Source organism: Pseudomonas sp. 3MAES_34.3B (assembly GCF_058145875.1).
The window spans coordinates 381,534-403,531 of record NZ_CM176960.1 but is presented as its reverse complement, the minus strand read 5'-3'; the positions used below and the strand labels follow the sequence as shown (position 1 = coordinate 403,531).

18 protein-coding genes are annotated in these 21,998 nt (G+C 61.6%); 7 read left to right on the top strand and 11 right to left on the bottom strand.

Annotation, left to right across the window (positions count from 1 at the left end):
• Positions 1-97 precede the first annotated feature (97 nt).
• The gene (locus AC3Z8Y_RS01760) at positions 98-1,474 is read right to left on the bottom strand and encodes an L-serine ammonia-lyase (protein WP_490088210.1); all 1,377 of its coding nucleotides are present in this window, start codon (positions 1,472-1,474) and stop codon (positions 98-100) included.
• Between the two features lie 428 nt (positions 1,475-1,902).
• On the opposite strand from AC3Z8Y_RS01760, the gene AC3Z8Y_RS01755 reads away from it, so the two are divergent.
• The 6 genes from AC3Z8Y_RS01755 (at position 1,903) to betA (ending at position 9,093) form a co-directional block, all read left to right on the top strand.
• Positions 1,903-2,850 carry a choline ABC transporter substrate-binding protein gene (locus tag AC3Z8Y_RS01755; RefSeq protein ID WP_490088209.1) on the top strand — a complete coding sequence of 316 codons (948 nt, stop codon included), beginning with the start codon at positions 1,903-1,905 and terminating at the stop codon, positions 2,848-2,850.
• 64 nt (positions 2,851-2,914) lie between these two features.
• Positions 2,915-3,760 (top strand): choline ABC transporter permease subunit, encoded by an 846-nt coding sequence (gene choW, locus AC3Z8Y_RS01750; RefSeq protein WP_490088208.1) that lies wholly within the window; start codon positions 2,915-2,917, stop codon positions 3,758-3,760.
• Complete coding sequence (choV, locus tag AC3Z8Y_RS01745; RefSeq protein WP_490088207.1) at positions 3,757-4,992, top strand: choline ABC transporter ATP-binding protein; 1,236 nt, start codon at positions 3,757-3,759, stop codon at positions 4,990-4,992. Before choW ends, choV begins: the two co-directional genes overlap by 4 nt.
• Before the next feature lie 150 nt (positions 4,993-5,142).
• Positions 5,143-5,742 (top strand): transcriptional regulator BetI, encoded by a 600-nt coding sequence (betI, locus tag AC3Z8Y_RS01740; RefSeq protein ID WP_490088206.1) that lies wholly within the window; start codon positions 5,143-5,145, stop codon positions 5,740-5,742.
• 75 nt (positions 5,743-5,817) lie between these two features.
• A complete protein-coding gene (gene betB, locus AC3Z8Y_RS01735) occupies positions 5,818-7,290 on the top strand; it encodes a betaine-aldehyde dehydrogenase (RefSeq protein ID WP_490088205.1) in 1,473 nt (490 codons plus the stop codon).
• 75 nt (positions 7,291-7,365) lie between these two features.
• Positions 7,366-9,093, top strand: a complete 1,728-nt coding sequence (gene betA / locus AC3Z8Y_RS01730) for a choline dehydrogenase (RefSeq protein ID WP_490088204.1) — start codon at positions 7,366-7,368, stop codon at positions 9,091-9,093.
• Between the two features lie 26 nt (positions 9,094-9,119).
• Here the strand turns inward: betA and serB are convergent, their stop codons facing one another.
• The gene (gene serB, locus AC3Z8Y_RS01725; protein WP_490088203.1) at positions 9,120-10,325 is read right to left on the bottom strand and encodes a phosphoserine phosphatase SerB; all 1,206 of its coding nucleotides are present in this window, start codon (positions 10,323-10,325) and stop codon (positions 9,120-9,122) included.
• A 122-nt stretch (positions 10,326-10,447) separates the two neighbouring features.
• On the opposite strand from serB, the gene AC3Z8Y_RS01720 reads away from it, so the two are divergent.
• Positions 10,448-11,935, top strand: coding sequence for an AhpA/YtjB family protein (locus AC3Z8Y_RS01720; protein WP_490088202.1), 1,488 nt, complete (start codon positions 10,448-10,450; stop codon positions 11,933-11,935).
• 777 nt (positions 11,936-12,712) lie between these two features.
• Here the strand turns inward: AC3Z8Y_RS01720 and AC3Z8Y_RS01715 are convergent.
• The 9 genes from AC3Z8Y_RS01715 to AC3Z8Y_RS01675 form a co-directional block, all read right to left on the bottom strand.
• Positions 12,713-13,165, bottom strand: coding sequence for a hypothetical protein (locus AC3Z8Y_RS01715; RefSeq protein WP_490088201.1), 453 nt, complete (start codon positions 13,163-13,165; stop codon positions 12,713-12,715).
• An 82-nt stretch (positions 13,166-13,247) separates the two neighbouring features.
• Positions 13,248-13,832, bottom strand: a complete 585-nt coding sequence (locus AC3Z8Y_RS01710) for a hypothetical protein (RefSeq protein ID WP_490088200.1) — start codon at positions 13,830-13,832, stop codon at positions 13,248-13,250.
• Positions 13,833-13,836: 4 nt separating this feature from the next.
• Positions 13,837-14,268 carry a 2OG-Fe(II) oxygenase gene (locus tag AC3Z8Y_RS01705; RefSeq protein WP_490089911.1) on the bottom strand — a complete coding sequence of 144 codons (432 nt, stop codon included), beginning with the start codon at positions 14,266-14,268 and terminating at the stop codon, positions 13,837-13,839.
• 534 nt (positions 14,269-14,802) lie between these two features.
• Positions 14,803-15,507: a PqiC family protein gene (locus AC3Z8Y_RS01700; protein WP_490088199.1), complete on the bottom strand. Its 705-nt coding sequence runs from the start codon at positions 15,505-15,507 to the stop codon at positions 14,803-14,805.
• A 160-nt stretch (positions 15,508-15,667) separates the two neighbouring features.
• Positions 15,668-17,926: a DNA topoisomerase IV subunit A gene (gene parC, locus AC3Z8Y_RS01695; protein WP_490088198.1), complete on the bottom strand. Its 2,259-nt coding sequence runs from the start codon at positions 17,924-17,926 to the stop codon at positions 15,668-15,670.
• 7 nt (positions 17,927-17,933) lie between these two features.
• Positions 17,934-18,455 carry a retropepsin-like aspartic protease family protein gene (locus AC3Z8Y_RS01690; protein WP_490088197.1) on the bottom strand — a complete coding sequence of 174 codons (522 nt, stop codon included), beginning with the start codon at positions 18,453-18,455 and terminating at the stop codon, positions 17,934-17,936.
• Positions 18,452-19,438 (bottom strand): esterase-like activity of phytase family protein, encoded by a 987-nt coding sequence (locus AC3Z8Y_RS01685; RefSeq protein ID WP_490089910.1) that lies wholly within the window; start codon positions 19,436-19,438, stop codon positions 18,452-18,454. Before AC3Z8Y_RS01685 ends, AC3Z8Y_RS01690 begins: the two co-directional genes overlap by 4 nt.
• Complete coding sequence (parE, locus tag AC3Z8Y_RS01680) at positions 19,438-21,342, bottom strand: DNA topoisomerase IV subunit B (protein ID WP_490088196.1); 1,905 nt, start codon at positions 21,340-21,342, stop codon at positions 19,438-19,440. Before parE ends, AC3Z8Y_RS01685 begins: the two co-directional genes overlap by 1 nt.
• 29 nt (positions 21,343-21,371) lie before the next feature.
• Positions 21,372-21,980, bottom strand: coding sequence for a YqiA/YcfP family alpha/beta fold hydrolase (locus AC3Z8Y_RS01675; RefSeq protein WP_490088195.1), 609 nt, complete (start codon positions 21,978-21,980; stop codon positions 21,372-21,374).
• Positions 21,981-21,998: the final 18 nt, after the last annotated feature.

Here is a 21,998-nt window from a genome sequence, read left to right as displayed (position 1 = left end):
GCTTATGGGCAAAAAACGCGCAGCGCCCTGCATCGCACATGGCCATCAGCCAGGCTTCATGTGCGCCTGACGGGCGCCGCTAGCAGATACGCTTTCACTAACACTCGATAGCACTCACGGCCAGGCCACCCCGCGAGGTTTCCTTGTACTTGTCGTGCATATCGGCACCCGTGTCGCGCATGGTACGAATTACCCGGTCCAGCGAAATGAAGTGGCTGCCGTCACCCCGCAGCGCCATTTGCGCGGCATTGATCGCCTTGACGGCGGCAATGGCGTTTCGCTCGATACACGGCACTTGCACCAGCCCGCCCACGGGGTCGCAGGTCAGGCCCAGATTGTGTTCCAGGCCGATTTCAGCGGCGTTTTCCAACTGCGCCGGGGTGGCCCCCAGCACGTCCGCCAGGCCCGCCGCCGCCATGGCACAGGCGCTGCCCACCTCACCTTGGCAACCCACTTCAGCGCCTGAGATAGACGCGTTCTTCTTGCATAGAATGCCCACAGCTGCCGCAGCCAGCAAAAAGTTCACCACGTCATCGTCGCTGGGGTGTTCGCTGAACTTCATGTAGTAATGCAGCACAGCAGGAATGATCCCGGCGGCGCCGTTGGTGGGCGCCGTAACCATCCGGCCACCTGCGGCATTTTCTTCATTCACTGCCAGCGCGAACAGGTTCACCCACTCCATGGCGGTGAGCGTAGAGCCGATCACGTTGGGCTTGCCCAGCTCCTGCAGGCTCCGGTGCAGCCGCGCGGCACGGCGGCGTACGTTCAGCCCGCCCGGCAGCACGCCCTCCTCCGCCAGGCCCTGATGCACGCAGGCCTGCATGGCAGCCCAGATCGTCAACAGCCCCGCCCGGATCTCCTCCTCGCTGCGCCACACCTTCTCGTTCTCCAGCATCAAGGCCGAAACGCGCAAACCGTGGAGCTCACATAGTTCGAGCAGCTGGGCGGCCGTATCGAAATCGTAGGGCAGCTCGGTGGAATCGTTATCCAGCCGGCCGGACGCGGCCTGCGCGGCGTCCACCACAAACCCGCCGCCCACCGAATAATAGGTTTCTTCCAGCAGGCCCCCCTCGGCGCCTTCCGCTACAAGGGTCATCGCATTGGGGTGATACGGCAGGTTTTCATCGAGCAAGCGCATGTCTCGCCGCCAGTCGAACGCCACCGGAAACTGGCCGTCGAGCATCAAGGGTTCACCGGCCTTGAGCGCCGCCACCGTAGGCAAGATCGTGTGCGGGGCTACCGTGTCGGGCCAGGCGCCGCCAAGCCCCATGATCACGGCGTTGTCGCTGCCATGGCCAATGCCGGTCGCAGACAGCGAACCGTACAGCCGCACTTCCACACGCTTTACCCGGGCAAGCACCTTGAGTTCACGTAAACGCGCGGCGAACAGTGCTGCCGCGCGCATCGGGCCCACGGTATGAGAGCTGGATGGCCCGATGCCGATCTTGAACAGGTCGAACACACTGATTGCCATGGCCGGCAAACCTCCTGAAGGCGCCGTCGAGCGCCGGTTGTAACGGCCGCCAGGCTAGATCGGCAGCCGCCCTTTGGCTGCATCATTCGCCTTTTGCCGGGGCGCGAGGAGTCTGCAACCGACCCAGCCTTGCTCGCCAGCGCCCAGCGCCCTCCCGTGGGTTTACCCTCAAAACGCGGCTGTAACGGCATTACGGGGCACGCTGAGGCCGGCCCGTGGCTGGATACGACCTCATCGGTACTGGATACGACCCCCCCTGTACTGGATGCGACCCACCCAGTAGGCGTTTGCCCGGCGCTGTTGGATGATCGAAAGCGCCCCGTTTGAACGGCGCCCTGCTGGCGCGATTGTCCGCCCCGGCGACAGCGACGGGCCCGCACTTCCCATAACGGCATTCGCCGCATAGAAAACACCAAGGAGTCCACCCGATGAGAGCTGCACCATCGCTATTGCTGGCCGCCGCGTTGTGTCTACCGGTCGCCGCCCAGGCCGCGGACCCGGCGCAATGCAGCACCGTTAACTTTTCTGACGTCGGCTGGACCGACATCACCGTGACTACTGCGGTGACCAGCGCGGTATTGCAATCATTGGGCTACAAAACCAAAACCACCATGATCTCGGTGCCGGTGACCTACAAGTCGCTGGCGGACGGCAAAAACATGGATGTGTTCCTGGGCAACTGGATGCCCACCATGGAAAACGACATCAAGGCGTACCGCGAAGCCGGCACCGTGGAAACCCTTCGGGCGAACTTGGAGAACGCCAAGTACACCCTGGCCGTGCCTCAGGACCTGTGGGACGCCGGCCTCAAGGATTTCGCCGACCTGCCAAAATTCAAGGACAAGCTCGATGGGAAAATCTACGGCATCGAGCCCGGTAACGACGGCAACCGTTTGATCCAGTCGATGATCGATAAAAACGCCTTCGGCTTGAAAGATGCAGGGTTCAAGATGGTGGAATCCAGCGAGGCGGGCATGTTGGCCCAGGTGGACCGCGCCGAGAAGCGCCACACCGGTATTGTGTTCCTGGGTTGGGAACCACACCCGATGAATACCCGGTTCAAGATCAAGTACTTGACCGGCGGCGACGACTACTTTGGCCCGAACTTCGGCCAGGCCACCATCTATACCAATACCCGCAAAGGGTATGCCGAGCAGTGCCCCAACGTTGGGCAACTGCTGAAAAACCTGTCCTTCACCCTGAACATGGAAAGCGGGCTGATGGGCAATGTGCTCGACGACAAGATGAAGCCAGACGCTGCCGCCAAGGCTTGGCTGAAAAAGAACCCTCAGGTGCTCGACACCTGGCTCGCCGGCGTGACCACGCTCGATGGCAAGCCGGGGCTTGAAGCCGCCAAGGCCAAATTTGCGCAGTAACTGCTGAACCTCCGGCAGCCAGCCTGCCGGGAACCGCTCTCCACCGCAGGCAGGTACCGATACCATGCTGACAGACCATAAACTTCCGCTAGGCGAACATATCGCCGCCTTCGTCGACTGGCTGACCCAGCACGGCGCCAGCGTCTTCGACTGGATCGCCTCGACCCTCGAGGCAATGATTCATGGCCTTACGGCCGCCCTCACGTGGTTCCCGCCGCTTGCGCTGGTGGTCATTTTCGCCGGATTGGCCTACGTCATTCAGCGCAAGATCAGCCTCACGATATTCGTCGCCTTGTCATTCCTGCTGATCCTCAACCTGGGGTATTGGCAGGAAACCATGGAAACCCTTGCCCAGGTCACCTTCGCCACCGTGGTGTGTGTCGCCGTCGGGGTGCCGCTGGGCATCATCGCGGCCCACCGTCCGCTGTTCTATACCTTCATGCGGCCTGTGCTGGATCTGATGCAGACCGTGCCCACCTTCGTTTATCTGATCCCTACCCTCACCCTCTTCGGGCTGGGCGTGGTGCCGGGGCTTATCTCGACGGTGGTGTTCGCCATCGCTGCGCCGATTCGCCTGACCTACCTGGGGATCTGCGACGTGCCGCAAGAGTTGATGGACGCTGGCAAGGCCTTCGGGTGTTCGCGCAGGCAACTACTGTCACGCATCGAGCTGCCCCACGCCATGCCCAGCATCGCCGCCGGGGTAACGCAATGCATCATGCTGTCGCTGTCGATGGTGGTAATTGCCGCGTTGGTAGGCGCGGACGGCTTGGGCAAACCGGTGGTGAACGCTCTGAACACCGCTGACATTGCCCTTGGCTTCGAAGCGGGCCTGGCGATCGTGCTGCTGGCGATCATGCTGGACCGTATCTGCAAACAACCCGATGTAAAAATCGGAGGTGACGCATGAGCATCATTCGCTTCGAAGACGTGGACGTCGTATTCAGCAAACACCCCAAGGACGCACTCAAGTTGCTGGACGAAGGCCTGAGCCGGCCGGAAATCCTCAAGCGCACCGGCCAGGTGGTGGGGGTGGAGAAAGCCAACCTTGAGGTGAACAAGGGCGAGATCTGCGTGCTGATGGGGCTTTCAGGCTCCGGCAAATCCAGCCTGCTGCGCTGCATCAACGGCTTGAACACCGTCAGCCGTGGCAAGCTGTTCGTGGAACACGAAGGCAGCCAGATCGACATTGCCTCCTGCACCGCCGCTGAATTGAAGATGATGCGCACCAAACGTATCGCCATGGTGTTCCAGAAGTTCGCCCTCATGCCTTGGCTTACCGTTCGCGAGAACATCAGCTTCGGCCTGGAGATGCAGGCCCGGCCTAGCGAGGAGCGCCGCCGGCTGGTGGACGAAAAGATCGAGCTGGTGGGCCTGACCCAGTGGCGCAATAAAAAGCCAGACGAACTCTCTGGCGGCATGCAGCAACGGGTGGGCTTGGCCCGGGCCCTGGCCATGGATGCCGACATTCTGCTGATGGACGAACCCTTCTCTGCCCTGGACCCATTGATTCGCCAAGGCCTTCAGGATGAGCTTCTGGACCTTCAGCGCAAGTTGCAGAAAACCATCGTGTTCGTGAGCCACGACCTGGACGAAGCGCTCAAGCTGGGCAGCCGCATCGCCATCATGAAGGATGGCAAGATCATCCAGTATTCGCGCCCGGAGGAAATCGTGCTCAACCCGGCCGACGACTACGTGCGTACGTTCGTGGCCCACACCAACCCGCTGAACGTACTCTGCGGCCGCAGCCTGATGCGCCCACTCTCCGCCTGCAGCCACTTGAACGGCGAGGTGTGCCTGGACCCAGGCAGCAACGCCTGGTTCGGCCTGAGCGAACAAAACACCCTCAAAAGCAGCCGCCTGGGCGATGGCCCGATGGATGTGCAAACCTGGCAACCCGGCCAGCCCGTGGAAAGCCTCGGCCGCCGCCCTACCTTGGTGGGCGCTGAAATCGGCATGCGCGAGGCGCTGGAGATCCGCTATCACACTGGCCACAAGCTGGTGCTGCATGAGCAGAACCGCATCGTGGGCATCCTTGGAGATACCGAGCTGTATCACGCGCTGCTCGGTAAAAGCCTCGGGCATCCGGCTGAGGCGCCCCCCCTTCATGACGCGGTAGTGCCATTGCGCAAAGCCAATTGACAGGCGGCCGCGGCCCGCGCGGTAAACTGCACTCCACCCCAAAGCGACCCCTGAGGTCGCTTTTGTTATTTGAACGGTCAATCAAAATAAATTAGACTGGCCCCGCTGTTGTCGAGCACTGCTCGTTGCCGGGCCATGAGGAGAGCACCGATGCCTAAGGTGGGAATGCAGCCCATACGTCGCCAGCAACTGATCGAAGCCACCCTGCAGGCGGTGGATCAGGTAGGCATGGCCGACGCCAGTATCGGGGTAATCGCCAAAACCGCAGGCGTGTCCAACGGCATCATCAGCCATTACTTCCAGGACAAGAACGGCCTGATCGCGGCCACCATGGGCTACCTGATGCGTGCCTTGGCAATCAGTGTCGCCGAGCGCCGCCGTGCGCTGGAAGACAACAGCCCCCAGGCGCATTTGCGGGTGATCATCGAAGGCAACTTCGACGCCAGCCAGGTCAACGGCCCGGCAATGAAAACCTGGCTGGCCTTCTGGGCCGCCAGCATGCATCAACCATCGCTGCACCGGTTGCAGCGAATCAACGACCACCGGCTGTATTCGAACCTGTGTTGCGAGTTTCGCCGGGTTCTGCCCGTGGCCCAGGCGCGTAATGCCGCCCGCGGCCTTGCGGCATTGATCGACGGCCTGTGGCTGCGCGGCGCGCTTTCCGGGGATGCGTTCGATACCGAGCAGGCGCTACGCATCGCCTATGAATACCTGGACATGCAACTGGCGAAACCCGAGCTCGCCGCCTGAGCTGGCGGGCCACTTCGCCTTCAACCTGGCGCTTCTGCCTTTTGCGGGGCGCCCTCGGACTCTGCGAGGAACGACATGGCCCGTTTCGGCTTGCAAAAACTTTATATCGACGGCGGCTACGTGGACGCCAGCGGTGACGGCGTATTCGACGCCATCAACCCGGCAACCGGCGAAGTGCTCGCCCAGGTGCAGCGTGCTACTGCGGCAGACGTGGAAAAAGCCGTGGCCAGCGCCGAAAAAGGCCAGAAGGTATGGGCCGCGATGACCGCCATGGAGCGCTCGCGCATCCTGCGCCGTGCCGTTGATCTGCTGCGTGAACGCAACGATGACCTTGCCACGCTGGAAACCCTGGACACCGGCAAGGCTTACTCGGAAACCCGCTACGTGGACATCGTCACCGGTGCCGACGTGCTGGAGTACTACGCCGGCCTGGTGCCTGCCATCGAAGGCGAGCAGATTCCGCTGCGTGACACCTCCTTTGTGTACACGCGCCGCGAACCCTTGGGCGTCACCGCCGGTATCGGCGCCTGGAACTACCCGATCCAGATCGCCCTGTGGAAATCCGCGCCGGCACTGGCCGCCGGTAACGCCATGATCTTCAAGCCGAGCGAAGTCACTTCGCTTACCACGCTCAAGCTGGCGGAGATCTTCACCGAAGCCGGCCTGCCCGCCGGTGTGTTCAACGTGCTCACCGGCAGCGGCCGTGAAGTGGGCACCTGGCTGACCGAGCACCCGCGTATCGAGAAGGTGTCGTTCACCGGCGGCACCGACACGGGCAAAAAGGTCATGGCCAGCGCTTCCAGCTCCTCGCTCAAGGAAGTGACGATGGAGCTGGGCGGCAAGTCCCCGCTGATCATCTGCGCCGATGCCGACCTGGACAAGGCGGCGGACATCGCAATGATGGCCAACTTCTATAGCTCCGGGCAGGTCTGCACCAACGGCACCCGCGTCTTCGTGCCAGCGGTGCTCAAGGAAGCTTTCGAAGCCAAGGTGCTGGAACGCGTGCAGCGTATTCGGGTAGGCGACCCGCTGGACGAAGCCACCAACTTCGGCCCGCTGGTGAGTTTCCAGCACATGGAAAGCGTGCTGGGCTATATCGCCAAGGGCAAGGCCGAAGGCGCACGCCTGCTGTGCGGGGGCGACCGCCTGCAGGCCGGCGCTCTGGCTCAGGGCGCCTACGTTGCACCAACCGTGTTCACCGATTGCACCGACGAGATGACCATGGTGCGCGAAGAGATCTTCGGGCCGGTGATGAGCATCCTTGCCTACAGCGATGAAGACGAAGTGATCCGCCGCGCCAACGACACCGACTTCGGCCTGGCCGCTGGCGTGGTCACACCAGACCTGAACCGCGCCCACCGCCTTATCCATCGCCTGGAAGCGGGGATCTGCTGGATCAACGCCTGGGGTGAGTCGCCCGCGCAAATGCCAGTGGGCGGTTACAAGCAGTCGGGCGTAGGCCGTGAAAACGGCATTTCGTCCCTGGCCCAGTACACCCGGATCAAGTCCGTTCAGGTGGAATTGGGCGACTACGCCTCCGTGTTTTAAACCCCAGTGCTCTGACGCCTGGTGTTCTCCTGCGGCTTGCCTGCTTGGCAAGCCGCCGCATCCAAAAGGTGCCCTATGAAAAACGAATACGACTACATCATCATCGGTGCCGGCTCGGCCGGGAACGTACTGGCTACCCGCCTCACCGAAGACGCTGACGTGAGCGTGCTGCTGCTCGAAGCCGGCGGCCCCGATTACCGCGCCGATTTTCGTACCCAGATGCCTGCCGCCCTGGCCTTCCCGCTGCAAGGGCGCCGCTATAACTGGGCGTATGAAACCGACCCCGAGCCCCACATGAACAACCGTCGCATGGAATGCGGGCGCGGCAAGGGGCTGGGTGGTTCGTCGCTGATCAACGGCATGTGCTACATCCGCGGCAACGCACTGGATTACGACGGCTGGTCGCAATTGCCCGGGCTGGAAAACTGGTCATACCTGGACTGCCTGCCCTACTTCCGCAAGGCCGAAACGCGCGACATCGGGCCCAACGACTACCACGGCGGCGACGGCCCGGTGAGCGTTACCACGCCCAAGGCTGGCAACAATCCGCTGTTCGCCGCCATGGTCGAAGCGGGTGTGCAAGCGGGTTACCCGCGCACAGAAGACCTGAACGGCTACCAGCAGGAAGGGTTCGGCCCGATGGACCGCACCGTGACCCCCAAAGGCCGCCGCGCCAGCACCGCCCGGGGCTACCTGGATCAGGCCCGCGCACGCAAAACGCTGACCATTGTCACCCATGCCCTCACGGACCGTATCCTCTTTGACGGCAAGCGTGCCGTGGGTGTGGCGTATCTGCAGGGCGAAGGCACTACCCTCGTGCAAGCACGTGCCCGCAAGGAAGTGCTGCTGTGCGCTGGCGCGATCGCTTCGCCGCAGATTCTCCAGCGCTCCGGCGTTGGCCCCGCGACGCTGCTCAAGGCGATGGACGTTCCGGTCGTACACGACCTGCCCGGCGTTGGCGAAAACCTCCAGGACCACCTGGAAATGTACCTTCAGTACGCCTGCACCCAACCGGTTTCGCTGTACCCGTCGTTGCTGTGGTGGAACCAACCGGCCATCGGCGCCGAGTGGATGTTCAACGGTACCGGCATTGGCGCAAGCAACCAGTTCGAGGCCGGAGGCTTTATCCGTACCCGTTCGGAATTCGCCTGGCCGAACATTCAGTATCACTTCCTGCCGGTGGCCATTAATTACAACGGCAGCAACGGCGTGAAGGAACATGGCTTCCAGGCGCACGTGGGTTCGATGCGCTCCCCCAGCCGCGGCCGGGTGCAGATCAAGTCCCGTGACCCGCGCCAACACCCCAGCATCCTGTTCAATTACATGGCAACCGAGCAGGACTGGCAGGAATTCCGCGACGGCATTCGCATCACCCGCGAGATCATGGCCCAACCCGCCCTGGACCCTTACCGCGGCCGCGAAATCTCACCCGGCGCGCACCTGCAAAGCGATGAAGAGCTGGACGCTTTCATTCGTGAACACGCAGAAACAGCGTTCCACCCTTCATGCTCCTGCAAGATGGGCACGGATGACATGGCGGTAGTGGATGACCAGGGCCGCGTGCATGGCATGGAAGGGTTGCGTGTGGTGGATGCGTCCATCATGCCTATCATCACCACCGGCAACCTGAACGCCCCGACCATCATGATCGCAGAGAAGATCGCCGATCGGATCCGTGGCCGCCAGCCGCTGCTACGCAGCACGGCCAGCTACTACGTGGCCGGCGATGCACCGGTCCGCGGCAAGCCGATGCGACCGGTGCTGCCCACCGAGCCGGCTATGGAGCATCCAAGCTTCTCGTAGCAGCAGGGCTTGCCCGCGACCAGGGGCTACAACAACCGGTCTTCCACGCCCAGCAGGTACAGCACGCCTTCGAGCCCCAGCGTCGAGATGGAATGCTTGGCCGAGGCCTTCACCAGGGGCTTGGCGCGGAAGGCCACGCCCAAGCCGGCAATCGCCAGCATCGGCAAGTCGTTCGCGCCATCCCCTACGGCAATGGTGTGCTCCAGGCTCAAGCCTTCCCGCGCCGCCAGTTCGCGCAGCAGGTCGGCCTTGCGCTGGGCATCCACGATAGGCTCCACCGCCACGCCCGTGCATTTGCCGTTCTCTACTTGCAGCTCGTTGGCGTACACATAGTCGATGCCAAGACGGGCCTGTACCTGCCGGGCGAAATAGGTAAAGCCCCCGGACAGAATGGCCGTCTTGTAACCCAGCCGTTTCAGCCCCGCGAACAACGCCTCGGCGCCGTCGGTAAGGCGCAGCGCGGCACCGATTTCATCCAGTACGCTAACGTCCAACCCTTTGAGCAGCGCCATGCGTTCTGTGAAGCTCGCGCGGAAGTCGAGCTCGCCACGCATCGCCCGCTCGGTGATCGCCGACACCTGCTCGCCTACGCCCGCAGCCTTGGCCAGTTCGTCGATCACTTCGGCCTGGATCAGTGTGGAATCCATATCGAACACCGCCAGCCGGCGGTGGCGACGATTGATGTCGTCCAGCTGCAGCGCGATGTCCGCGTTCAAACCGCGGGCGGCTTCCAGGAGCTCGGCGCGCAAGGCTTGGGGATCGACTGGCGAGCCTTGCAGGCGAATGTCCACACAGCCATGGGCGGCCGGGGTGGCACCGTCCAGGTAAGGAGGTGCCGACAGGCGGTCGATGCGCTCCACGTCCAGCCCGTGGCTGGCGACAATCCGGGTTATCTCGTGTAGCTGGGCCGCCACAAGGCCATGGGTCAGCACGCTGAGTACGTACCTGGGCTGAGCCTGGGCCTGCGCCCAATGCGCGTACTCAGGCATGGCCATCGCGTGAATGTTCGCCTGAACACCGAGGCCCGTGCAGGCAGCCTCAAGGTTTGCCCGCAACGTTTGCGAGGGGGTCACCGTTAGCTCGACCACGGCCGTCAATGCAAGCGCGCCGTGGGTAACGTTCTGGCTGACGTCCAGAAGGCTCGCGCCGCCCTCGGCGAGCATGCCCATGAGTGCGGTGCTCAGCCCCGGCCGATCGCGGCCGGTGATGTTGATCAGGACGAATTCAGGCACGACCCACCTCGGTATTGGCAAAAAAAGCGCATTCTAACCAGTTTCCAGGCCTGGCGGCGCTTTGAACCCCAGGGGTCGATCGTTATACTGCGCAGCACTTCCAGCCTCAAGAGCCGAGCGCAGTGAACCGGCCCACGCCAGTCAAAAACGATAATTTCTTCCTGCTGATCTTTCGGGCCTTGCGTCATCGCCGCGTACCGATTGCCCTGCGCATCGCTACCCACAATGTGATTCTGGTCGCCGTGGCGCTGGTAATCTACGCGTGCGTGATGGGTTTGCAGTTCAAGCAGGCCATGCACGAGCAGGCGGATGCGGTAGGGCAAAGCCTGACCACGCAAACCGCCGTCTCCGCCACCGAGCTGCTGGTGTCCAACGACATCCTCAGCCTCAACGTGCTGCTGAATAACCTGGCCAAGAACCCATTGGTAGCCCATGCGGCCATCTATAGCGGTGACAACCGGGTGATCGCCGAGGCGGGGCAAAAGCCCAAGCCAGGTTTGTTGACCATGTCGGGTGGGGTGTATGAAACCCGCCTGTCGTTCCAGGACGTGACCACCGGTACGCTGCGGGTCAGCCTGAATATGGAAGAATTCCAGCAGCCCATGACCATCAGCCTGCAGAGCATGGGTATTCTCAGTGCCATTCTGCTGGCCCTGGCCTTGGCTTTCAGCCTACGCATCGGCCGCCACCTCACCACCCCACTGCTGCAATTGCGGGTGTGGCTGCGCCATATCGACCCTTACACGCCGGCGATCGAACGGCAGGATGAGATCGGCGATATTGCTCGCGACCTTCATGCCCGCTATGCGCCCGAACCTCCGCCAGAGCCTGAACCGGAGACGGTGGACGAGGAAGAGGAAACCGCGCCCGCCTTCGCTCCATTCACTGGCACCCCTGCCAAGCCGGCACCGGCCGGCCGGCGAGTGCTGGCGGATGAAGATGAAGAGGACGACGACGCGTTTGCCGATCTGGGCGATCTGTCTGTGCCCGGCCCCGAAGCCGAGGTTACTGCCCCGCTCGCTCCTTCCATTCCCCAGCACAGTGTTGTGCTGGCTGTGCAACTGGGCTCCCAGGAGCAACTGAAGCGGTTGCCTCGCGCCCGCTTGCAGGAGTTGGTCGATCGCTACCGTTCGTTCCTGAACCAGGCCGCTTCCCTGTACCAGGGCCATGTACAGCACCTCTCGGACGGCAGCAGCCTGGTACTTTTCCACAGCAACGACGGCGGTGATGATTACCTCACCAATGCGATTTGCTGTGGCGAACTGCTGCGCGCCCTTGGCCATGAGTTGCAGATCGAAGTCGCGGACAGCGGCATCACGCTCCAACTGCAATTGGGCCTGGCCCTTGCAGGTGAGCTGCACGGCATGGACGAGGCGGCAGTGCTGGCAACCGAGCCAGCCCGCGCCGCGCTGGCCTTGTCGCAACACAGCCGCAACCTGCTACTGGTAGAACGCAAGGTGAACGAAGACCCGCTCATCCGCCAACGCGCGCGCATCCGCTCGATCGCAAGCCCCGAGGGTGCTTCCTGCGTAGAGCGTTTGCTGGAGCCTTACCCGTCGCTGCTGGAACGTCAGCTGGCGCGCATCGCAGAGCGCCGCGTCAAGCCCTGAGGCAGGGGCCTCGCAAAGAGGGCCGGCCCCTTGTGAGACCGGTCGGAGCCGGCTAGCCGGCGGAGCCCGGGAACCGCATTGTTGAAATGCCTGACCAGTACCGGCGGTTCGGGGGCTATTGCCCCCTCCTACACGTGCTGTGCATGCCTTATGGCACCGGCGTGGGCTGCCTCCAGAGCCGCATTATGGACGCCGGCTAGCTGTAGCTATCCTGACTCCCCGTGCAGCAGCCGTAGTCATCCTGTGGTTCAGTTTCGTCGGCATTCACTGTAACGGTCACTGGATTTTCCTGGGGTACACCGTTTATTTCTTCGATGCTCATTGTGATTGTGGCATCTCCAGGCTGCGGAGGCGGTGCGGGCGCCCCCAGCGCCGGATCAGAACCATCCCCGCCACCCGAAGTAGGCGCAGGTTGTGCTACATCGCTCCCTTGAGGCGCGCCTGGTTGATTAGCGCTCCCACTACTGGAACCAGGGCCTACAGCCGCCCCTGCACCTTGCCCAGCTCCAGAGGATCCTGAAGCCCCCGGCAGTAACGGATCAAACCCTGGGGGTACGCCCGACACCGCACTGCCACCACCCCCGGCAGGTTCTGGGCCGTTGCTGTCTTCCGGGGCGGGGTCCGGCTCGATGTCAGGAGCAGGCGGTGGTAGGCAGGTAGCCGGTACCAGCACACCGGCAGGCAAGGCTATTTCACTCTCGCCGACGCTATCTGCTGCTTGAGCTTGCTCCCAAGGTAACTTGCCGATTGATATTGCGTCAGTGGCGGGATCCCACATTACCATGGCGATGTTGTTTTAGTTTTGTAAAGATTTTTAGCTACGTCTGAGTTTAGTATTGAGAGCCCTCCTATGATTATTGAAGCAAAGGCGAGCGTTTTAGCACCAACAGCGATACTTCCTAGGAGCATAAGACTCCCGGCTACTCCAGCGACGTTGCCAACCAGACTTAACACATCTCCTTCGTCTAATTTTTTTCCATCTTCCAATTCTGCAACAACTCTAAGAAACGTCGTTGTTCCAGCGAGTACGTGGGCCGAGATACTCAAGAAAGGCATAAAACCGGTGGCTACCGTAGTTATTGATGCCACACTCGCTACCGCCGCCGTTGTCTGTGCACACTGACTGATTAAGGAAAATCCTTTTTTATCCGTATTAAGTTGATCAACCAACGCGGTAGCGGCCACGCCTCTTCCAGTATGAACTGCAAAAATCTCAACTGTTTTTGTCATTTACCCTCCCAGGGCATCTACTTGACTATAAAACGGACGAACCCTACAGACGTATTATTTATTTCACCCGCCACAAGCGCCTCTATAGCCTCCAATCTTTTAATTTTGAGCGACACCATTCAATAACGCCTGTAACAAAAAACCCGCAAGTACAGATAAAAAGAACCGCCATTGTCATATTTCCACTCTGATCATTTGATTTCTGTATCTCCTCAAATACTGCTTCATCCTGAAGAACACACCCCCCCTCCATAACAGCGAGCCTCGGAAACTTTCTATCCTTTCTAAAATGACTAGTTAGCCAAACGATATCCCCGACCGCGAGACTCGCTTTTCCACAAGAATCTTTCCGTGCATAAATAGTTCGCAAAGCCACATATCCCGAGTGTTTACTGGGGACTTTTACGGTATACGAAAGGACCCAAGGTGTTCCCCTTAAAGAGGACCCTCCTGAAGCAACCACACCTTTCTCTAACGTACCAGGCCCAGGAAATCTAGCTGCCGGCTCTGCGGCCCTGAAGCCAAACATCACCATATAAAGAAAAGCGCCAAATGCCGCAGTACCCGCGGCCATTTTGAAATATTCCCGGGCTTTTCCTGCTTGCGGTTTATGTTTTGGCTGTTCAGCGCTGGATTCGGAACCGGATGATTTTTTATTCTCGTTCATAACGCTAAGCCAGCGTGGCTGTCTTGAAGGCTATTGTCATCCTTAGCTGGTCGCAAAGCGCCGAAGGGGATCTCGCGCTATGTGGTATATGTCCATCAAACACAACAATTCTACGGGGCTTCGGCAGAACCGCTTTTATTAGGTCTTCCTTGTTATTATCGTAGAACACGAGCTCGCCGCCCCAGCAAGTCGCCCACACTTCATTACAAAACAACACTACGGTTGTACTCACCTCCCCTCCTCGATTATCTCGATGAATTGGGGAATCCTGCCCTAATGTTTGGCCGTTAGCATATACGCCGAGCAGGGTAGCATTCGGAAGGTGCTCTCGCTTTAAGCGCGCCCATACGCCGTACAAGAAACCCCAGGCAGGGTGCTGTTCAAGCTCGGCCTCGCACGATTCCCATTCAGGACGCCGGCTACCTGCTATGAACACGTGCCAACATGGCTTCGCAAAATACGCGTTATTTATAGGCCACCCATAGCGCCAAATCGCCGACTTCAACTGGATGAGTATATTTCGCTGCTCTTCGAAAGTAACAGCGCCGTCGATTACTTTTACCCCCTCCAAAGTTTTCACACACAAGCCTCCGTCAGAAAATACAACCTGCACGATCTAAAAACACTATGCGAGCGACTCAAAACAGGCGTCATGCCAACGTTCAATGAAGTGCGAGTTTAGGTATTTTCCTAAAGGTTAACAAAAGCTTAAATGTAAGATATTTTAAACAACATGTAGTTACAGATACTTTTGGGATACAGACAAACAGACACAACCAATCAGTAACTTAATGTTTTCTATTCGAGGCCAAACGAAATGAAACGCCAGGCACGCCTGCAGCCACGGTAAGTTACCGACGCGCTACAGGCTGCTGGGTATGCGGGATCGCATGAGGGGGAGGCGCCTACGGTTCGGGGGCTTTCGCCCCCTCCTACAGCGCGCTGCGCATGCCTTATGGCATCGGAGAAATCAGAACCTGAACACTTCCATGTTCGTCCGCACGGGCGTGGCCAGCGGGATTTTCTGTTTTTCGGGTTCTTCTTTTTTCACCTGGGCAGGCGCGGGCTTGCGTTCATCGGCCAGTGCTGGCTGATTCGCGAGGGGCTTGACCGCTGCGCTCAGCTGCTCGGCCAAGCGCTGCAGCAGCACACCCTGGGCCTGGACCTGGGCGGCGGTATCACCGGTGTGTTTTTCTTCCAGGTGCACGAGGCGGCTGTCACGCACCTGGCCGCGCCGGTCCAGTACACGCCACTGCGCATCCAACACCGCAGGCTGGTTGGCGCCGGAGTCCAGCCGGGTAATGGACAACAGCACCTGAGCATCAGGTGTGAAGTTCGCCACGGTGGGCGCCAGCATCACGCGCTGGGTATCCAGCCGCCAGGCCAGTTGCCGCAACAGCAGCTGGTCGATGTCGGAGGTGAGGCTACCCGCCCAACGGCCATCGGTGGCGGCGGTCAGGCTGCCGTCCTTCTGCCGTTGCAGCAGGGTTTCGCGCTGAAGGTAATCGGCGACCGATACCGGCCCCAACAACACCGCCATGCCAGTGCTGTGCTTGGGCTGGCCGGGGTTGCCGCCGTTGAGTTGATACAAGGCCACCGGCTGGTGAACGCTGCAGCCGGCCAGGCCGAGCACACCGGTCAGAAGTACAGCGAAAGGGAGGCGCAGAAAAGTCATGATTCCGTCCAGGCAGCCCGATTCGGCTGGCCGTAGTGATACCGATACCAATGGGCGCTATCAGCAGAGCGCCACAGGGCCCATATCATCCGTGAATACCGCGCAGGACTCCAGCTTCCCATGACCGCCCGCCAGAAAGCTGCCACCTGCGCGGCAGGATTCAGACGGAGGGTTCTACCAGTAAAGCATCCACGCGCTGGAAGCCACGCGGCAGTTTATTGCCACGTCGGCCGCGTTCACCTTTGTAATGTTCGAGGTCGTCGGCCTTCAGTGACAGCGTTCGCTTACCGGCTTGAAGCACCAGGGTCGCGCCGTCGGCAATGATCGCCAGCTCGGTGACGTATTCTTCCCGGCTCGCCACGCGATCACCTGGCACGCCGATGATCTTGTTGCCCTTGCCTTTCCCTAGCTGAGGCAGGTCTGCCACCTTGAACACCAGCAGGCGGCCTTCGGTGGTGACCGCCGCGACCCATTCATGCTCGCGGTCTTTCACAGGCCGCGGCGCCATTACCTTGGCCCCGTTCGGCAAGCTCAACAGTGCCTTGCCGGCCTTGTTCTTGGCTTGCAGGTCCTCGCCTTTCACCACAAAGCCGTAGCCGGCGTCGGAGGCAATCACATAGAGAGCGTTGTCATCCGGCAGCAGCAGGCATTCGAACTGCGCCCCAGGGGGCGGCGTAAGGCGGCCGGTGAGGGGTTCACCCTGGCCCCGCGCGGAGGGCAGGCTATGAGCGGGCAGCGAGTAGCTGCGGCCGGTGGAGTCGATAAATACCGCATATTGATTGGAGCGCCCCGGCGCCGCCGCCTTGTACCCATCGCCGGCTTTGTAGGACAGCGCCGTACCGTCGATATCATGGCCCTTGGCGCAACGCACCCAGCCTTTTTCCGACAGCACCACAGTCACCGGCTCGGTCGGCATCAGCTCGTTTTCAGACAGCGCCCGGGCTTCGGCACGCTCTACGATCGGCGAGCGACGCTCGTCGCCGTAGGTTTTGGCGTCGGCGATCAATTCACCGCGCACCAGTTTCTTCAGCTTGCTCTCGCTGGCCAGCAGGGCCAGGAGTTTCTCCCGCTCCTTGGCGAGTGCATCCTGCTCGTCGCGGATTTTCATTTCTTCCAGGCGCGCCAGCTGGCGCAGCCGGGTATCAAGGATGTAGTCGGCCTGAGTCTCGGATAGCGCAAAGCGCTCGATCAGCTTCGCCTTGGGATGGTCCTCGGTGCGAATGATATGGATCACTTCATCGAGGTTGAGGAAGGCGACCAGCAAGCCTTCCAACAGGTGCAGGCGGCGCTCGACCTTGTCCAGGCGGAACTGCAAGCGACGGCGCACCGTGCGTACCCGGAACTCCAGCCATTCCTGCAGCAACGTACGCAGGTTTTTCAGCTGAGGGCGGCCGTCCAGGCCGATGATGTTCATGTTGACCCGGTAGGTGGATTCCAGGTCGGTAGTAGCGAACAGGTGCTGCATCAGCTCGGCGGCATCCACGCGGTTCGAGCGCGGAATGATCACGATGCGGCAAGGGTGTTCGTGGTCCGATTCGTCACGCAGGTCGGCCACCATGGGCAGCTTCTTGGCCTGCATCTGCGCGGCTATCTGCTCCAGCACTTTGGCACCGGACACCTGATGCGGCAGCGCGGTGACGACTACATCGCCATCTTCCACCCGATAAACCGCCCGCATGCGCACCGAACCACGGCCATTCTCGTACATCTTCAGCAGTTCGTGCCGCGGCGTGACGATTTCGGCCTCGGTAGGGTAATCGGGCCCTGGCATGTGCTCGCACAGCTGCTCGATCGTGGCATGGGGTTCGTCCAGCAGGCGCACGCAGGCCGTGGCCACTTCCCTGAGGTTATGGGGCGGAACGTCCGTTGCCATGCCCACGGCGATACCGGTGGTGCCGTTGAGCAGGATGTTGGGCAGCCGCGCGGGCAGCACCGCCGGTTCGTCCAGCGTGCCGTCGAAATTGGGCACCCAATCCGCCGTGCCTTGCCCCAGTTCGCTGAGCAGCACTTCGGAGTAGCGTGACAGGCGCGCTTCGGTGTAGCGCATGGCGGCGAAGGACTTGGGATCGTCCGGCGCGCCCCAGTTACCCTGCCCGTCGATCAGCGTGTAGCGGTAGCTGAAGGGTTGGGCCATCAGCACCATGGCTTCGTAACAGGCCGAGTCACCGTGAGGGTGGAACTTGCCCAGCACGTCACCCACGGTACGCGCGGATTTCTTGTGCTTGGAATCGGCGTCCAGCCCCAGTTCGCTCATCGCGTACACGATCCGCCGCTGCACGGGCTTGAGCCCATCGCCGATGTGCGGCAAGGCGCGGTCCATGATCACGTACATGGAATAGTTGAGGTAGGCCTGTTCGGTGAAGTCAGCCAGGGACCGGCGCTCCACGCCGTCCAGGCTGAGATCGGTTGATTCGCTCATGCAAGCCTCATCGTTGGGTGTTCTGGCGCAACAGCATGTTGCCGTCACGCAGGGTAAATTCAAGTCGTTTCAGGGCACTCATGCCCAGCAATATCTGTTCGCCCGGCAACCCGGGCACTACCACGGCGCTCACCTGAGCCAGCCGGATATCGCCCAGTTCCAGGCTCGCCAGCCGGGTACGGTAACCCTGGGTGGCACCGTTGGCAGTGTTGAGCATCACCGGAGCGCCTTTTTCAAGGCTGAGCCGGCCAGCCACTTGGGAAGGGATCGCGACTTCGGTCGCGCCGGTATCGACCATAAAGCTCACGGTCTGGCCGTTCACCCGCCCGTCCGCCACGAAATGGCCTTGGCGATTGCCTTGCAGGCGTACTTCCACAAAACCGGCGCCGTGCGTGGACGCCACCTCCCGGTTGGGGTTTTCCTGCTTCTGTTCCCAATCACCAAAGAAGCGCGACGCCAGGAACAACCCGGCGATCCACGCCAGGGCCAGCAACCAGCGCCCTGCCAAGCGGCCCGGAGGCGAATTCACGGGGCGCCCCAGCCGCCGGCGGGCGCAGCGAAGCGCCAGATCACCGGGCGTTGCTCGCCGTCGGCGCGCACCCAGTCGTTGTTATCCGTACCGATCCACGCGCCGTCGTCATCTAATGCGAGGGCTTCGGTCAGGCCGTAGGGTTTTTCGTAACGCCTTGAAGGTTGCAAGCCCGCCTCCGCGAAGGACCAGCAGCGCTCTACCGCAGCCGTTTCGGCGTTGCGTCGGCAAACCTTGTAGGCATTGCGCTCCAGCGTAAACAGCTTTCCCTTGAAGTACGCCAGGTCCGAAAAGTCCTTGGCATAGCTGAGGCCAATCCGCATCGGTGGTGGCACCTCTTCCGAGCCGCCCTCGCTTAGTAACACGCAAGGTGTTCCACATGCCCAGCCATCCGCGCCCAACGTCAGACCCAGCAGGCCGCGCTGCTCCCGCTCCGCCGCCAGCCACAAGCGCTTGCCGTCAGGTGTAATGGCAAGCCCTTCGAAGATCGCGTTGAAGTGATGCAACAGCCCTTGCTGACGCGCCTCGGCCACCATACCGGCCGGCAGAGGCAACCACTGCGCATCGCCACTCTGTGTAACGCGCAACACACTGGCCTTGGCTTCACTTACAAGATACAGCTGCTGCTGGTTATCACAGGCGATGCCCTCGAAATCCTGGCTACCGCCGCGGATCAAGCCAGCCGCCGTAGCCCGAAGCACGATGCTCCAGGGTAAGCCCATGTCAGGCGCCGCTGGCGCTTCGAAGGCGAGCGGCCGGCTTTGCCACACCGCCGCTGTACGGTCCATGCGGTATACCTGATCGTCGTCGCGGTCGGAGACGGCCCACAACTCGCCCGCGCACAATGCCAGGCCGGACAGGTTACCGCCGCGCATGCCTTCCACCGGGTATTCGCCCTGCAAGGTAAGCTCGGGCACCGCTTCGCCCCCTTGGGCGATCGCGATGCTACCGAGCAACAACCAAGCCGCGAACGCGGCACGGATCAACTAAGCACCTCGGCAAGGTTGCCCTTGGCTTCCAGCCAGTTCTTGCGATCGCCCGCGCGCTTCTTGGCGAGCAGCATGTCCATCATTTCGCTGGTTTGCGCGAAGTCATCCAGGGTGAGCTGCACCAGGCGCCGGGTGTTCGGGTCCATGGTGGTTTCGCGCAACTGCGGCGGGTTCATTTCACCCAGCCCCTTGAAGCGCGTTACCTGGGGCTTGCCGCGCTTCTTCTCGGCCACCAGGCGATCGAGAATGCCGTCGCGTTCGGCTTCGTCCAGGGCGTAGTAGATCTCCTTGCCCAGGTCGATGCGGTACAGCGGTGGCATGGCGACGTACACATGGCCTGCGTCCACCAACGGGCGGAAGTGCTGAACGAACAGGGCGCACAACAGCGTGGCGATGTGCAACCCGTCGGAGTCTGCGTCGGCAAGGATGCAAATCTTGCCGTAGCGCAGCTGGCTTATGTCGCTGGCGCCGGGGTCTACTCCGATGGCCACGGCAATGTTGTGCACTTCCTGGCTGGCCAGTACTTCGTTGCCGTCCACTTCCCAGGTGTTCAGGATCTTCCCGCGCAGGGGCAGGATCGCCTGAAATTCCTTGTCGCGCGCCTGCTTCGCGGAGCCACCGGCCGAATCCCCTTCCACCAGGAACAGCTCGGCGCGGGCCGGGTCCTGCCCGGCGCAGTCGGCCAGCTTGCCCGGGAGTGCCGGGCCCTGGGTGATGCGCTTGCGCTCGACCTTCTTGCTGGCCTTCAGCCGACGGCCAGCGTTGTTGATCGCCAGCTCGGCCAATTGCAGGCCCAGTTCCGGGTGAGCGTTGAGCCACAGGCTGAAGGCGTCTTTCACTACGCCCGACACGAATGCCGCGGCCTCGCGTGACGACAGCCGCTCTTTGGTTTGCCCGGAGAACTGTGCGTCCTGCATTTTCATGGACAGCACGAAGGCGATCCGCTCCCACACGTCTTCCGGCGCCAGCTTCAGCCCGCGCGGCAGCAGGTTGCGGAACTCGCAGAACTCGCGCATGGCATCGAGCAAGCCCTGGCGCAACCCGTTCACGTGCGTACCGCCCTGGGCGGTGGGGATCAGGTTGACGTAGCTTTCCTGGACCGAATCGCCGCCTTCGGGCAACCACAGCAGCGCCCAGTCCACGGCCTCCTTGTTGCCCGCCAGGCTGCCGCAGAACGGCTCGGCCGGCAGGCGCGGGAAATCACTGACGGCGTCGGCCAGGTAGGAGCGCAGGCCATCTTCGTAGTGCCATTCGGTTTTCTCACCGCTGGCCTTGTCTTCGAAGGTGACCGACAGCCCCGGGCACAGCACGGCCTTGGCCTTGAGCACATGCTTGAGGCGGCTGATGGAGAACTTTGGCGAATCGAAGTATTTCGGGTCGGGCGAGAAATACACGCTCGTCCCGGTATTGCGCTTGCCCACGGTACCAATGACCTTGAGGTCGCTGGCCTTGAAACCATCGGCGAAGGTCATTTCGTATTCCTGGCCGTCGCGCTTCACCCGTACGCGCACCAGCGTGGACAAGGCATTGACCACCGAGATGCCCACACCGTGCAGGCCGCCGGAAAACTGGTAGTTCTTGTTGGAGAACTTGCCGCCGGCATGCAGCTTGGTGAGGATCAATTCAACGCCCGGAACGCCTTCCTCCGGGTGAATGTCCACGGGCATGCCGCGGCCGTCGTCGATGACCTCGAGCGAATGGTCGGCGTGCAGAATGACCTGGATGGTCGTGGCATGCCCTGCCAGGGCTTCGTCCACACTGTTGTCGATGACTTCCTGGGCCAGGTGGTTGGGCCGCTGGGTGTCGGTGTACATGCCCGGGCGTTTGCGCACTGGGTCGAGGCCCGAGAGGACTTCGATGGCGTCGGCGTTATAAGAGCTAGCGCTGGGAGTGGCCATGGGTTCTCTTCGTCAATCGTAATAAAGGTTCACAGGGCGGCGAGGTCGATGGCCGCGCAGCGTGCTGGATCCAGGCCGGCAAACAGGAACAGTTCCGGCAGGCGCAGGGCGAAGCCTTGATAGCCATGATCGCCGCCCGGGCGCACATCCACGGTGCAGCCTTGGTAAAACGTTTCGGCACGCCGGTAGTCGAGGGTTTCGTCCCCGGTTTGCAGCCACACCTGAACACGCGCTCCGGCTACCGGTGGTGGCACCTCAAGATCAGCCAGGGCGTGCACGTGGCTTTCGGTAAGTTGCCACTGCTCGCCTGTGTAATGGTTGCGCTGCATCCCAAGGTGGCCGTCGAACAACCGATGCGGATTCACCGCCGGGTTGATCAGCAAGGCACGCAGCCCGTGCCGCTGTGCCAGGTGGGTCGCATAGTAGCCGCCAAGGGAGCTACCGACCAGTAACGGTTCACCCAGGGTTACAATTGCCTCTTCCAACTGGAGCATGGCCTGCCGTGGATGGTGATGCAGCGCCGGTACCTGCAAGCTGCCATGCAGATCGATCTGCGCCGCCGCTGCAATCAGCTGGCGGGCCTTCTGCGAGGCCGGTGAGCTGTTCAGCCCGTGGATGTACAAGATTGAAGCGGCCACGCGGGCCTCCTGCGGATA